The sequence below is a fragment of the Klebsiella sp. MISC125 genome, from assembly GCF_051131775.1.
Lineage (GTDB): Bacteria > Pseudomonadota > Gammaproteobacteria > Enterobacterales > Enterobacteriaceae > Klebsiella.
In genome coordinates, this window is the sequence record NZ_CP180448.1 from 3928518 (window position 1) to 3941358 (window position 12841).

General features: G+C 49.2%; 12 protein-coding genes. 7 read left to right on the forward strand and 5 right to left on the reverse strand.

Annotated elements, in window-relative coordinates:
* Positions 1 to 578: 578 nt before the first annotated feature.
* Positions 579 to 992, reverse strand: a complete 414-nt coding sequence (locus tag ACMYSL_RS18625) for a CoA-binding protein (RefSeq protein WP_434659430.1) — start codon at positions 990 to 992, stop codon at positions 579 to 581.
* Positions 993 to 1147: 155 nt separating this feature from the next.
* Here ACMYSL_RS18625 and mgsA point away from each other — a divergent pair, with 155 nt between their 5' ends.
* Positions 1148 to 1606, forward strand: coding sequence for a methylglyoxal synthase (gene mgsA, locus ACMYSL_RS18630; protein WP_112214596.1), 459 nt, complete (start codon positions 1148 to 1150; stop codon positions 1604 to 1606).
* 28 nt (positions 1607 to 1634) lie between these two features.
* Here mgsA and helD read toward each other — a convergent pair whose 3' ends face one another.
* Positions 1635 to 3689 carry a DNA helicase IV gene (helD, locus tag ACMYSL_RS18635; RefSeq protein WP_182237679.1) on the reverse strand — a complete coding sequence of 685 codons (2055 nt, stop codon included), beginning with the start codon at positions 3687 to 3689 and terminating at the stop codon, positions 1635 to 1637.
* 122 nt (positions 3690 to 3811) lie between these two features.
* Here helD and ACMYSL_RS18640 point away from each other — a divergent pair, with 122 nt between their 5' ends.
* Both ACMYSL_RS18640 and yccS read left to right on the forward strand, forming a co-directional pair.
* Positions 3812 to 4258 (forward strand): YccF domain-containing protein, encoded by a 447-nt coding sequence (locus ACMYSL_RS18640; protein ID WP_110275078.1) that lies wholly within the window; start codon positions 3812 to 3814, stop codon positions 4256 to 4258.
* 17 nt (positions 4259 to 4275) lie between these two features.
* Positions 4276 to 6411: a YccS family putative transporter gene (yccS, locus tag ACMYSL_RS18645; RefSeq protein WP_304257746.1), complete on the forward strand. Its 2136-nt coding sequence runs from the start codon at positions 4276 to 4278 to the stop codon at positions 6409 to 6411.
* Here the strand turns inward: yccS and ACMYSL_RS18650 are convergent.
* Positions 6399 to 7022 (reverse strand): TfoX/Sxy family DNA transformation protein, encoded by a 624-nt coding sequence (locus ACMYSL_RS18650; RefSeq protein WP_434659434.1) that lies wholly within the window; start codon positions 7020 to 7022, stop codon positions 6399 to 6401. The two genes, yccS and ACMYSL_RS18650, sit on opposite strands and share 13 nt — an antisense overlap.
* Before the next feature lie 472 nt (positions 7023 to 7494).
* Between ACMYSL_RS18650 and sulA the strand changes: the two genes are divergently transcribed.
* Together sulA and ompA are read left to right on the forward strand one after the other, a co-directional pair.
* Complete coding sequence (sulA, locus tag ACMYSL_RS18655) at positions 7495 to 8004, forward strand: SOS-induced cell division inhibitor SulA (protein WP_434659436.1); 510 nt, start codon at positions 7495 to 7497, stop codon at positions 8002 to 8004.
* 353 nt (positions 8005 to 8357) lie between these two features.
* Positions 8358 to 9428 carry a porin OmpA gene (gene ompA / locus ACMYSL_RS18660; protein WP_182237673.1) on the forward strand — a complete coding sequence of 357 codons (1071 nt, stop codon included), beginning with the start codon at positions 8358 to 8360 and terminating at the stop codon, positions 9426 to 9428.
* 114 nt (positions 9429 to 9542) lie between these two features.
* Here the strand turns inward: ompA and matP are convergent, their stop codons facing one another.
* Positions 9543 to 9995, reverse strand: coding sequence for a macrodomain Ter protein MatP (gene matP, locus ACMYSL_RS18665; RefSeq protein WP_110275084.1), 453 nt, complete (start codon positions 9993 to 9995; stop codon positions 9543 to 9545).
* Between the two features lie 185 nt (positions 9996 to 10180).
* Between matP and ACMYSL_RS18670 the strand changes: the two genes are divergently transcribed.
* A complete protein-coding gene (locus ACMYSL_RS18670; protein WP_434659438.1) occupies positions 10181 to 11938 on the forward strand; it encodes an AAA family ATPase in 1758 nt (585 codons plus the stop codon).
* Between the two features lie 69 nt (positions 11939 to 12007).
* Positions 12008 to 12526: a bifunctional 3-hydroxydecanoyl-ACP dehydratase/trans-2-decenoyl-ACP isomerase gene (gene fabA / locus ACMYSL_RS18675; RefSeq protein ID WP_100685616.1), complete on the forward strand. Its 519-nt coding sequence runs from the start codon at positions 12008 to 12010 to the stop codon at positions 12524 to 12526.
* A gap of 65 nt (positions 12527 to 12591) precedes the next feature.
* On the opposite strand, the gene rmf is transcribed toward fabA, so the two are convergent.
* Complete coding sequence (gene rmf / locus ACMYSL_RS18680; protein WP_110275088.1) at positions 12592 to 12759, reverse strand: ribosome modulation factor; 168 nt, start codon at positions 12757 to 12759, stop codon at positions 12592 to 12594.
* Between the last annotated feature and the right edge of the window lie 82 nt (positions 12760 to 12841).

Consider the following 12841-nt stretch of genomic DNA (forward strand, 5'->3'; position numbering starts at 1 on the left):
TGAAATAACATAAAAACGTTATTTTACATACAATTAAAATAATACGCTTACATTTTGAGATGTTAATAGCGACCATAAGAAAAACGGTTGCTCACGGTTATTACAATAAAGATAAAATCATGAATAATACATTTCTCATATTGAGAAACATCCATTTAACCACTGATTCAAAAATATCTGTGATATTAGTCATGTAAATAACAGATAAAAAGCGACAGTTTTTTTTAAAGTTTAAAAAAAATCATAACAGATAAGCCCTACACTCACAGTGGTTTATTCAGAAAAATAAATTGCCTGGCGGAGGAGATTTTAAGAATAAGGAAAGAAAAAGAGACAAAACTTGCCAGTTAAAAACGGGAAGACAACGCGTAAAAGTAAAATTTAGACTGGCGTTCGTTTTACTTTAAAATAAAGAAACGTTTCGATGTAGTTTTAATTAAAACACTTACCATAAATAACTTAATAAATATCGCTAAAAGAAAACGGCTCCCTTTCATGGAAGCCGTTATTGTGCCGCAGTTAAACTCGGTCAACCGTTCCTTAACTGCTCAGCATTGCCGTCTTGCGCGGCTTTGGATTTATCTGGCTAATCCTAGTCGTGGGATCTCAATTGCCGGACAGCGATCCATCACCACATTAAGCCCGGCATCACGCGCCAGAACCGCGGCCTGCTCATTTATAACGCCCAACTGCAACCACAGCGTTTTCGCCCCAATAGCCACGGTCTCCTGCGCAACGCCCCACGCCGCTTCCGAATTGCGGAAAACATCGACCATGTCTACTTTTTCCGGCACATCGGCAAGCGTTGCATATCCTTTTTGCCCCAGCAGCGTAGTGCCCGCAACCTTGGGGGAAACTGGGATGACGTGGTACCCCTGCTCCAGAAGATATTTCATCACCCGGTAGCTTGGACGGTCAGGTTTGTCACTCGCGCCCACCAGCGCAATGGTCCGAGTCGAGGTTAGAATTCCTGCGATATCGTTCTCTTTCATTTTCATCCTCCTGCTATTTAGCCCAAGTGTATGCTAATCCGGCTGAACCAGCCATCCACTCTAACCTACAGATACATCAAATTTTTTCACCCTGGCGCTTGCAGCAGCAGCCACTTCCAGTAATCTGTCTGCAGGCCAAAATGTGGAATGAAATAATGGAACTGACAATACGTACATTACCCGCGCGCAAACATATCGCGCTGGTTGCTCACGATCACTGTAAAGATATGCTGATGAAATGGGTTGGGCGCCACCAGCAACTGCTGGCTCAACATACGCTATCAGCAACCGGCACGACCGGTAACCTCGTCGCCCGCGCAACCGGGCTTGAGGTTCAGGCACTTCTGAGTGGTCCAATGGGCGGCGACCAGCAGGTGGGCGCACTGATTTCGGAAGGTAAGATAGATGTGCTAATTTTCTTCTGGGACCCGCTGAATGCGGTGCCGCACGACCCGGATGTTAAAGCCCTATTACGTCTGGCAACGGTATGGAACATCCCGGTCGCTACCAATGCTTCTACCGCTGACTTTATTATTCAGTCTCCACACTTCAGCGATCCTGTTGATATTCTGATCCCGGATTATCAGCGCTATCTCGCCGATCGTCTGAAATAAACCGCGCTGGCGGCCAGGCCGCCAGTTGTTATGGTTTTCTCGCTATTGGTACATCCAGCGCCTCTAACATTTCGACAAACGGTGAAGGTTGTTGTTTGTTAAATAGCAGCCAAACGCGTAAACGAGCACGCGTGATTGCGACGTACAGCAAACGTCGTTCTTCGGCATCAGGAAAATCTTCCGGTTGCGGTAACAATGCCTGCTCCATTATCGATTCACGCGCCGGTGCCGGAAATGCATCATCCCCATCCTGGAGCCCCAAAACAATAACGTAATCCGCCTGTTGCCCTTTGCTGGCATGGATAGTCATAAAATCAAGCTGCAGGTGCGGCCAGCGTGTTGCGGCTTTCTCCAACGCCGTAGGTTTCAAATGATGGTAACGGGCCAGCAGCAAAATTCGCTGTTCGCGTTTGACATAACCGCTCAGTTTATCCAGCAACTCGTCGAGTTTGTCCTCGGCCAATAATGTCACTGCCTTTTTATCCCCTGCGACCAGGCTATTTAACGGTTTGGTTAACTGGTGTGGATTTTGCTGAATAAACTCGTTGGCTACTTCGCCTATCCGGCCATTAAAGCGGTAGGTGGTATCCAGCGCGCAACAGTCACCTTCACCAAAATAGTGATTAAAGGCCGTCGTCAGGGAAAGTTGAGCGCCGCTGAAACGATAGATAGCCTGCCAGTCATCGCCGACGGCAAATAGCGTGGTCTGCGTATTTTGCCGACGCAACGCTGCCAACAATGATGCACGCTGCGGAGAGATATCCTGAAACTCATCAACCAAAATATGTTTCCATGGACTGACAAACCGCCCTTTATCAAGAATATTAATCGCCTGATGAATCAGGCCGGAAAAATCGACGGCATTCTCATCTTTTAACGCCGTTTTCCACGCTTTGAGCAACGGTGCCATCAGCTTGACCCGTTTGCCAAAGAGATCGCGCACCTCTTCCGGCGCCCCCGCAATCATCTCGGCCTGCGATCCTCCGTGCATTCGCATCAAGCTGACCCAACGGTCGAGGCGACTCGCCACCCGACGCTGGAGCTTTTTGTCCTGCCAGAAATCCCCTTCCGGAATCTGCCAGTCCATCTCCTCTTCCAGCCACAACCGCCAACCTTTCGCCTGCGCTTTTTTCTCCTGACACTGCTGCTGCCAGCTCTGCACTAATAGCTTTTGTCGGGTAGCGGTATCGCTTTCCAGCTTACTGATCGTTGGCACTTTTTTACTGCCTTGCTGAATAATATGCAGGGCCAGGGAGTGAAAAGTACGAGCGGATATCTCTTCTGTGCTCAAACGCTCACGGATACGTTCATCCATCTCCTGTGCCGCCTGGCGACCAAATGCCAGCAGCAGGATCTGGTCGGCTGCGGCTTCGCCACGCGTCAGTAACCAGCCCGCACGCGCCACCAAAACGGAGGTCTTACCGCTTCCGGCACCGGCCAGAACTAATAACGATCGCTCACCGTTCACCACCGCACGGGCTTGCGCCGGGTTCAGTGGTGATGATTCCACGCTGGCAAAAAAGCCACGGTACTGTTCCAGCATCGATTCAGTAAATGCCTGATTATGAGCGAGCCTGGCCTTTTCCGTATCACTCAGCCAGCCCAGGCACTGCCGCCACAGTTCACGGCAGTTATCGAAAGCCTCAAGGCGACCAGTCGGCATAGGTAATCCACTTAGCGCACTTCGGATTTTACTCTGAATATCAGTCACCTGCTGGCGAGTTAGCCATTTACCCTCAGCGCTTGAACGCGCCACTTCTGCCAACTGCTGGCGAAGTAGATCGGCAGCAATGTCGCTCATTTCCGCGCTCCACTGCTGCCAGAGAGTATTCAGATGATGATAAAAACGCTGCGTGTCGTTCCATTCGGTGCCATGCAAACGCACAACTTTATCATCTGGCAGGACAAATTCCAGTTCGCCCCATACCAATCCGCGCTTGCAATGAACCGACAATAACTGATTGAAAGGTATAAGATACTCATGGCTGTCGCCGGAAACCTTTACTCCGGCATTGAGGAGTTGCACCCTGTCATAAGGATGCTGCGCCATGCGTTTGCCTAATGTTGTCGCTTTAAGTTCCATATAATGTCGAATTTCAATCAGGTTGGTTGTTTTTAAGTTTAACCGCCAGTGGCCGAGTGCTCCAGCGTAAAAAACGCTACAATGGGCGAGTCTTATTATCCACAGGATTAAACAGAGGGTTTATGCGTACCATTCTGAATATTTTAAACTTTATCCTTGGCGGTTTCGCCACCACGCTCGGCTGGTTGCTGGCAACACTAGTGAGTATCATTTTGATCTTTACACTACCGCTCACGCGTTCCTGCTGGGAGATTACCAAGCTCTCTTTGCTGCCATACGGAAATGAAGCGATTCATGTTGATGAACTTGAACCTCAAGGAAAGAATAGCCTGTTGAACGCGGGCGGTACGCTACTGAATATATTATGGTTTATTTTCTTTGGCTGGTGGTTGTGTCTGATGCATATCTTCTGTGGTATTGCACAATGTGTGACCATCATCGGCATCCCGGTCGGTATCGCCAATTTTAAAATCGCCGCAATTGCTTTGTGGCCAGTGGGCCGTCGAGTCGTTTCTGTTGAGACCGCCCGCGCCGCGCGTGAAGCCAATGCCCGTCGCCGCTTTCAGTAATTGGATGGAACAAAGAAATGCTTAGCCCCCTGCTACGCCGCTATACCTGGAACAGCGCCTGGTTATATAACATCAGGATCTTTATCGCACTCTGCGGCACGACTGCATTTCCATGGTGGATTGGTGAAGTAAAACTGACTATTCCCTTAACACTCGGAGTAGTGGCTGCGGCGTTGACTGACCTTGATGACCGCCTGACAGGACGTCTGCGCAATCTGGCCATCACTCTGGTGTGCTTCTTTATCGCTTCGGCATCGGTGGAGCTTCTCTTTCCCTGGCCCTGGCTGTTTGCGATTGGCCTGACCCTCTCCACTATAGGCTTTATTTTGCTCGGTGGATTAGGACAACGCTATGCAACAATCGCCTTTGGTGCTTTATTAATTGCTATCTATACCATGCTGGGCGTAACGCTTTACAGCCATTGGTACCTCCAGCCGTTGTTTTTGTTAGCCGGTGCGGTCTGGTATAACTTACTTACCCTAGCCGGACATCTTATCTTCCCTATCCGCCCTCTTCAGGACAATCTGGCCCGCAGTTACGAGCAGTTGGCTCACTATCTGGAGCTTAAATCGCGGCTGTTTGATCCGGATATCGAAGATGAAAGCCAGGCGCCGCTGTACGATCTGGCAATAGCCAACGGCCAGCTAGTTACCACGCTGAATCAGACCAAAGTCTCTCTGCTGACTCGTCTACGCGGCGATCGCGGCCAGCGCGGTACCCGCCGCACTTTGCAGTATTACTTCGTGGCTCAGGATATTCACGAACGCGCCAGCTCATCGCATATTCAGTACCAAACGTTGCGCGACCACTTTCGCTATAGCGACGTGATGTTTCGCTTTCAGCGTATGTTGTCTATGCAGGCGCAGGCATGCCAAAAACTCTCACGCGCTATCCTGCTACGCGAACCCTATCAACACGATGCCCACTTTGAACGGGCATTTATGCATCTTGATGCCGCACTCGATCGCGTACGGGCTAGCGGAGCACCTACGGAACAGCTTAAGGCGCTCGGCTTTTTGCTCAATAACCTGCGAGCGATAGATGCCCAGTTGGCGACCATTGAATCCGTACAGACTACCGTACAGACCAATAACAATACTGAAAATCTGCTCGCTGACGATCAACCTAACGGTTTTAGCGATATCTGGCTACGTTTGCGCAATAACATGTCACCGGAGTCAGCTCTATTCCGTCACGCGGTTCGGATGTCGTTAGTCCTGTGCGCGGGCTACGCCTTTATTCAGCTTACCGGGCTGAACCACGGCTACTGGATATTGCTGACCAGCCTGTTTGTTTGCCAGCCAAACTACAACGCCACGCGCCACCGGCTGGCATTAAGAATAATCGGTACGCTGGTTGGGGTTGCGATAGGACTCCCGATCCTGCTCCTGGTACCTTCAGTAGAAGGCCAGCTACTTCTGATTGTTCTGACTGGCGTGCTGTTCTTTGCTTTTCGCAACGTACAATACGCCCACGCAACGATGTTTATTACCCTGCTGGTCCTGTTATGCTTTAACCTGCTGGGTGAAGGCTTTGAAGTCGCCTTACCACGTATATTTGACACGTTGATCGGTTGTGCGATCGCCTGGGCAGCCGTAAGTTTTATTTGGCCCGACTGGAAATTTCGCAATTTACCGCGAGTCCTCGAACAGGCAATCAACGCCAACTGCCGATATCTGGATGCCATTCTTGAGCAATATCATCAGGGACGTGACAACCGCCTGGCTTATCGTATCGCACGGCGTGCGGCGCATAACCGAGACGGTGAACTGGCATCAGTAGTCTCAAATTTGTCCACTGAACCCAGAGCTGACTCAGCGATGCGAGAAACCGCATTCCGCTTACTGTGTCTGAACCATACTTTTACCAGCTATATTTCAGCGTTGGGTGCCCATCGGGAAAAACTGACAACACCGGATATTCTGGCGCTGCTGGACGATGCCGTTTGCTATGTTGATGATGCGCTGCACCATACACCCGCTGATGAACTGCGGGTACAGCAAGCTTTGGCAAGCTTGCAGACCCGGATCCAGCACCTTGATCCTCGAGCTGACAGCAAAGAGCCTTTGGTGCTCCAGCAAATTGGATTACTGCTGGCGCTGCTGCCAGAAATATGTCGGCTACAGCGACAGGTCGAGGTTCAACCTGAGTAAGTCCCTATCTCTCGTTGCTGCTCTACCGCCCACTCTTCGAGGTCCTGACGCAGTTGCATCGGGAGTGTGGCGGCATGCACGCCATTGATTGCCCCAGCTAACGAATAAAGCACATTGACCGTTAGCGCTTTATTCAATCTTAATAGCCTCAGCCAGGCTTTTTTCGCTCCAATTTCGCGCAACGTTTTTTCATCAGGAATGCCTGAATTAATCAACTGCAGCTCCATGTGGAAACTAATATTTGGCAAATTTTTTAATCTCCCTGAGCTTTTCTGCTTTTGCTTTTCATTACGTGCGGTCTGAAATGAAAAAACTGATAGCTGGAAAAGCATATTGCTGTCACGCCAAAGCGCTTCATCTATATGATAATATTTCAGTGCAGCTGGTCGACCATTCTTTCGCATTATCAAAAGAGGGGTTTTATGTTCAACGCGATACTCCGCACTCTGCTCACAAACCCTAAGATAAATTTCCCCCTCAGCAACCATAGCAAAAACGGTATTATCTATCGCCAGACTATAGCCGCCAAATAAAGGCCGACAACTTATTTTTCCTAATGATGACAAGCACTTCCGGAACTGTTGAATCCGTAGACCTGGAAATTTCTTCATGATTATTCCTTTGTTAATCATGTAAATAAAAAATAGTTTCGTTAACGGATCCGCTAATTAAGAAAATAAGTGACTTCTCTTGATGCGGCAAGATGAATTATGTCTTCATTTTAACCAACTTATGTTTTTGCGAGCCGCTTTCAAAAAAATATCGCTCAATGAAGTCAAAATGCCGAAAGGTAAAGTATTTGATAAATATTAATAACAAAAGAAACCAGAATACTTAGCATCGGTAGTACATCCAAAACGGATAACACTCTTACAGGGGAGAAAAATTCACTCAAGTTAAAATGTTTTCAACCATGAATTCACATCATATGCATACCGACATCAAGTCATACTCGCCAATCTGCCGATCTGAAGGGGAAAAATGAAGTACAGATTTCAGTCAACAGAAGAGAAAATGTGGTTGATCTTTTTACCTGTCGCATATACTGTACATACATACAGTAACCCACAGGCGGGATAGACTATGTTTACTTCAGCTCACGCAAATCGTTCACCACTGACTTCTACTTCAGTACGCCGTCACGCTCATGACGCAGTCGAACACCCAACCAATGGGCTGATCAGTGAAATTGTCTATCGCGAAGATCAACCCATGATGACGCAACTATTATTGCTTCCTCTATTACAGCAACTTGGTCAGCAATCGCGCTGGCAGCTGTGGCTAACGCCTCAGCAGAAACTGAGCCGCGAATGGGTACAGTCCTCCGGTTTACCGTTATCAAAGGTGATGCAGATCAGCCAAATGTCGCCCAACAATACGCTGGAATCCATGATCCGCGCACTGCGTACCGGTAATTATAGTGTTGTGATTGGCTGGTTGTCAGATGAACTCACAGTTGAAGAACATGAACGACTGGTTGTCGCTGCGCAAGAGGGTCATGCAATGGGGTTCATCATGCGTCCAGTGAGTAATACTGGTCAGCCAGGCAGACAACTTTCTGGGCTAAAAATTCACTCAAACGTGTATCATTAAATGAATTTAGGATTAATCCTGGAATTTTTTTTGCCCTGGTGGATGGCTTAATTTTTTAATGCCCGTTTTTGTTAAAATGCCTGTCTGATGCGGTCTCGCGACTTTTTTTGCCATATGAAATTCAACCCTACGTTGTTAAACATTGGGTACACAACCCTTTTTTTTCATATGCCTGACGGAGTTCACACTTGTAAGTTTCTAACTAAGTTGTAGACTTTACATCGCCAGGGGTGATCGGCTTTCGCTGCATGTATCAGCATAGTTAACAACAAGTCACGCCCCGGGTGAAGGATTTAACCGTGAGGTCTTTTGTACCTTCATGGCGAATTTTGGATGATAATGAGGCGCAAAAAATGAAAAAGACAGCTATCGCGATTGCAGTGGCACTGGCTGGCTTCGCTACCGTAGCGCAGGCCGCTCCGAAAGATAACACCTGGTATGCAGGTGCTAAACTGGGCTGGTCCCAGTATCACGACACCGGTTTCTACGGTAACGGTTTCAAAGGCAACAACGGTCCGGTTCGTAACGATCAACTGGGTGCTGGCGCGTTTGGTGGCTACCAGGTTAACCCGTACCTCGGCTTCGAAATGGGTTACGACTGGCTGGGCCGTATGGCTTACAAAGGCAGCGTTGATAACGGTGCTTTCAAAGCTCAGGGCGTTCAGCTGACTGCTAAACTGGGTTATCCGATCACTGACGATCTGGATATCTATACCCGTCTGGGTGGTATGGTTTGGCGTGCAGACGCTAAAGGCAACTACGCTTCTAACGGCGTTTCTCGCAGCGAACACGACACTGGCGTTTCCCCAGTATTCGCGGGCGGCTTAGAGTGGGCTGTTACTCGTGACATCGCAACCCGTCTGGAATACCAGTGGGTTAACAACATCGGCGACGCAGGCACCGTTGGTACCCGTCCTGATAACGGCATGCTGAGCTTAGGTGTTTCCTACCGCTTCGGTCAGGAAGATGTTGCTCCGGTTGTAGCTCCGGCCCCGGCCCCGGCTCCTGAAGTGACTACCAAGCACTTCACCCTGAAGTCTGACGTTCTGTTCAACTTCAACAAATCTACCCTGAAACCGGAAGGCCAGCAGGCTCTGGATCAGCTGTACACCCAGCTGAGCAACATGGATCCGAAAGACGGTTCCGCGGTTGTTCTGGGCTACACTGACCGTATCGGTTCTGATGCCTACAACCAGCAGCTGTCTGAGAAACGTGCTCAGTCCGTTGTTGATTACCTGGTGTCTAAAGGTATCCCGTCTAGCAAAATCTCCGCTCGTGGTATGGGTGAATCCAACCCGGTTACTGGCAACACCTGTGACAACGTGAAAGCTCGTGCAGCTCTGATCGACTGCCTGGGTCCAGATCGTCGCGTAGAGATCGAAGTTAAAGGCTACAAAGACGTAGTAACTCAGCCACAGGCTTAAGTTATCGCGTTAATAAAAAACCCCGCTGATGCGGGGTTTTTTTTGTATTAAATTCATGTTTAAAGCAACAAACCAGCGGAATACCAACACTCACTTTAGTTCTTAATTTAATGGCTACTCTTTACCCAGCAACACTTGCAAGTCATGCTTCAAACTGGACATTTTACTAGCATATTTTTCTTTATGTTCAGCATCCTCAATCAGCTGTACGATCGTTTCCGACAGGGTCATACCCCGCCTTTGCGCCAGACCTGCCAGCCGCTGCCAGACCATGAACTCCAGATCGATAGATTTTTTACGAGTATGCTGATGCTCCGCGTTAAAATGTCGCTTGCGACGTGCGCGTATAGTCTGCTTCATACGGTTCGCTAACTCTGGATTCATATGCTGCTCAATCCAGGTATTCACCAGAACAGGTTCATTTTCGAGCGTGAGTAAGACATCGACCGCAGCTTGTGCAGCGCTGGCTTCAATGTAGCGGGTTATCGGTTCACCTTCCCGGCACTTTTTTACCAGATATGTCCATTTCCAACCGCTTTCAAGATTTTCCAGTTGTTGATATTTCATTGCGATCTCAATGTGACCGTGTAACTCTTTTCAGGATATCAGTTTTTTCTTGATCTGCTGAGAATAAATCATCTTTCGTGATGTGGGTAGATTCGTTATCACTGCGACCAACGCAATCACTCGTGTGCTCAGACGCCGCATAATGTATAATCGCGCGTTTTACATCTGACTAAAAAACAGCGACTTTGACCATTACGAAACTTACCCGAAACGACCTCGCTCCTGATACGGAAAGTTATCAGGCGCTGTTTGCACAAGCCGACTTAGCACAAGCAGAAGCATCTCTCTCTGGCGAACTGCAACCCCGCTTATTCTATGCCCTGGAGCAACTTCTGGTGACTCCAGCCATTTCGCCGTTCATGCTGGTTAAAGCACCAGAAGAGCCAGAGTATCTGCAATGGTTGGCGAACGAAACTCGTACTTTACATCAACCATCTGAACCGCTTTATGGCGTACGTTATCAGATTGATGGTGGAAACATCACCAGCATCCCGGCACAAGCCGCAGAAGATAATTTCGCGAGCATCGCGCCGGTTGAAGCCGCCGACTGGGTAGAAGCAGAGCAACTCTTTGGCTGCGTACGCCAGTTTAATGGTGAAATTAGCCTGCAACCAGGTCTGGTTCATCGTGCCAACGGTGGTGTATTGATCATCTCCCTGCGCGCATTGCTGGCTCAGCCCCTGCTGTGGATGCGGCTAAAAAATATGATTGCCCGCCAGCGTTTTGACTGGCTGTCAATCGATGAGTCCCGCCCTCTTCCGGTTAGCATCCCCTCAATGCCGCTCAACCTGAAAGTCATTCTGGTTGGCGAGCGGGAATCACTAGCAGATTTCCAGGAGATGGAACCCGAGCTTTCTGCCCAGGCTATTTACAGCGAATACGAAGACAATTTACAAATTGTCGATGCCGACATCCTGAAACAATGGTGTCAGTGGGTCTGGCAGAACGCACACCAATTCGAACTCCCTGGGTTAGCTGCCGAAACCTGGCCGCTATTGATTCAGGAAGGTGCACGTTACACTGGCGATCAGGCAACCCTACCACTGTGTTTGCTATGGATTGCACGCCAGCTTAAGGAGGCTGCGGCCTTCTGTGAAGGCGAAGAGATTAGCGCCGAAGAGATGCAAACCATGCTGGAACGTCGTGAGTGGCGCGAAGGCTATCTCGCGGAGCGGATTCAGGACGAAATCCTGCAAGAGCAAATCCTCATTGAGACCGAAGGCGAATGCATCGGCCAAATCAACGCGCTATCGGTTATTGAATTCCCAGGCCATCCGCGCGCATTCGGCGAACCGTCTCGCATTAGCTGCGTTGTTCACATTGGCGATGGTGAGTTTATTGACGTCGAACGCAAGGCTGAGTTGGGTGGCAATATCCATGCGAAAGGCATGATGATCATGCAGGCGTTTTTGATGGCTGAGCTGGAGCTTGATCAACAACTCCCCTTCACCGCCTCGTTAACCTTTGAGCAATCCTACAGTGAAGTGGATGGCGATAGCGCCTCCATGGCTGAACTGTGCGCATTAATCAGTTCGCTGGCCAATGTTCCCATTAACCAGAGTATTGCTATTACCGGCTCTGTCGATCAGTTTGGTCGTGTACAACCTGTTGGTGGACTCAATGAGAAAATTGAAGGTTTCTTTGCTATATGCCAGCAGCGTGGTTTAACCGGTAAACAGGGCGTCATTATCCCAGCCGCCAACGTCCGTCATCTGTGTTTGGCAAAGGAGCTACAACAAGCCGTTGCTGAGGAACAGTTCTTTATCTGGGCCATTGATGACGTCACTGAAGCATTACCCCTTCTGACCCAACTATTGTGGGATGGAGAAGGACAAACTTTAAGGCAAACCATCCAGGAGCGGATTGCACAGGCGACACAGCAAGAAGGTCGCCATCGCTTTCCGTGGCCGCTGCGCTGGTTAGGCGGTTCAGGTTCTAACTGATCGGACTTGTTCAGCGTACACGTGTTAGCTATCCTGCGTCCCGAACTCAAAATAAGGCTTACTGAAAACATGGTAGATAAACGCGAATCCTATACAAAAGAAGATCTTCTTGCCTCTGGCCGTGGTGAACTGTTTGGCGCTAAAGGCCCACAGTTACCAGCGCCAAATATGCTGATGATGGACCGCGTCATCAAGATGACCGAAACCGGTGGTAACTACGATAAAGGTTATGTTGAGGCAGAACTCGATATTAACCCTGACCTGTGGTTCTTCGGTTGCCACTTCATTGGCGATCCGGTTATGCCTGGCTGCCTGGGCCTGGATGCCATGTGGCAACTGGTTGGCTTCTACCTGGGCTGGTTAGGCGGCGAGGGTAAAGGGCGTGCGTTAGGCGTAGGTGAAGTTAAACTCACCGGCCAGGTACTGCCAACGGCTAAGAAAGTGACCTACCGCATTCATTTCAAACGCGTGATAAACCGTCGTTTGATTATGGGCCTGGCGGATGGTGAAGTGCTGGTTGACGATCGTCTGATCTACACCGCAACCGATCTGAAAGTGGGTTTATTCCAGGACACCTCTGCGTTCTGATAAAACAGTGACACTTTAAAAGGCGAAGCCCCCGCACAGCGGAGGCTTCATTTTTAAAGAGACAGTCAGGCAATTTGCACCCTGTCCTCCATGGCTTCTCGCCAGCCTCCTAGCCACCAGGACCTTTGATTCAAGGTCTGATAAGGACACATTTCTTTCGATCTTCCGGTAATACCGGCTTGATATCCACGTTGATGTGCCCGTTCCAGGCGATCTCGTTTTTGTCTCTTCATGCCTCGTTTCCCTCATTCTTTGATCTGGTGGAAAAGAAAACAATGGTCACTAAATACGCAACCACGGTTAACGAATACCGCG

What these genes read in the sequence shown, in the direction of transcription:
- ACMYSL_RS18625 (WP_434659430.1), bottom strand. Translation starts at nt 992, where the DNA reads ATGAAAGAGAACGATATCGCAGGAATTCTAACCTCGACTCGGACCATT.
- mgsA (WP_112214596.1), top strand. Translation starts at nt 1,148, where the DNA reads ATGGAACTGACAATACGTACATTACCCGCGCGCAAACATATCGCGCTG.
- helD (WP_182237679.1), bottom strand. Translation starts at nt 3,689, where the DNA reads ATGGAACTTAAAGCGACAACATTAGGCAAACGCATGGCGCAGCATCCT.
- ACMYSL_RS18640 (WP_110275078.1), top strand. Translation starts at nt 3,812, where the DNA reads ATGCGTACCATTCTGAATATTTTAAACTTTATCCTTGGCGGTTTCGCC.
- yccS (WP_304257746.1), top strand. Translation starts at nt 4,276, where the DNA reads ATGCTTAGCCCCCTGCTACGCCGCTATACCTGGAACAGCGCCTGGTTA.
- ACMYSL_RS18650 (WP_434659434.1), bottom strand. Translation starts at nt 7,022, where the DNA reads ATGAAGAAATTTCCAGGTCTACGGATTCAACAGTTCCGGAAGTGCTTG.
- sulA (WP_434659436.1), top strand. Translation starts at nt 7,495, where the DNA reads ATGTTTACTTCAGCTCACGCAAATCGTTCACCACTGACTTCTACTTCA.
- ompA (WP_182237673.1), top strand. Translation starts at nt 8,358, where the DNA reads ATGAAAAAGACAGCTATCGCGATTGCAGTGGCACTGGCTGGCTTCGCT.
- matP (WP_110275084.1), bottom strand. Translation starts at nt 9,995, where the DNA reads ATGAAATATCAACAACTGGAAAATCTTGAAAGCGGTTGGAAATGGACA.
- fabA (WP_100685616.1), top strand. Translation starts at nt 12,008, where the DNA reads ATGGTAGATAAACGCGAATCCTATACAAAAGAAGATCTTCTTGCCTCT.
- rmf (WP_110275088.1), bottom strand. Translation starts at nt 12,759, where the DNA reads ATGAAGAGACAAAAACGAGATCGCCTGGAACGGGCACATCAACGTGGA.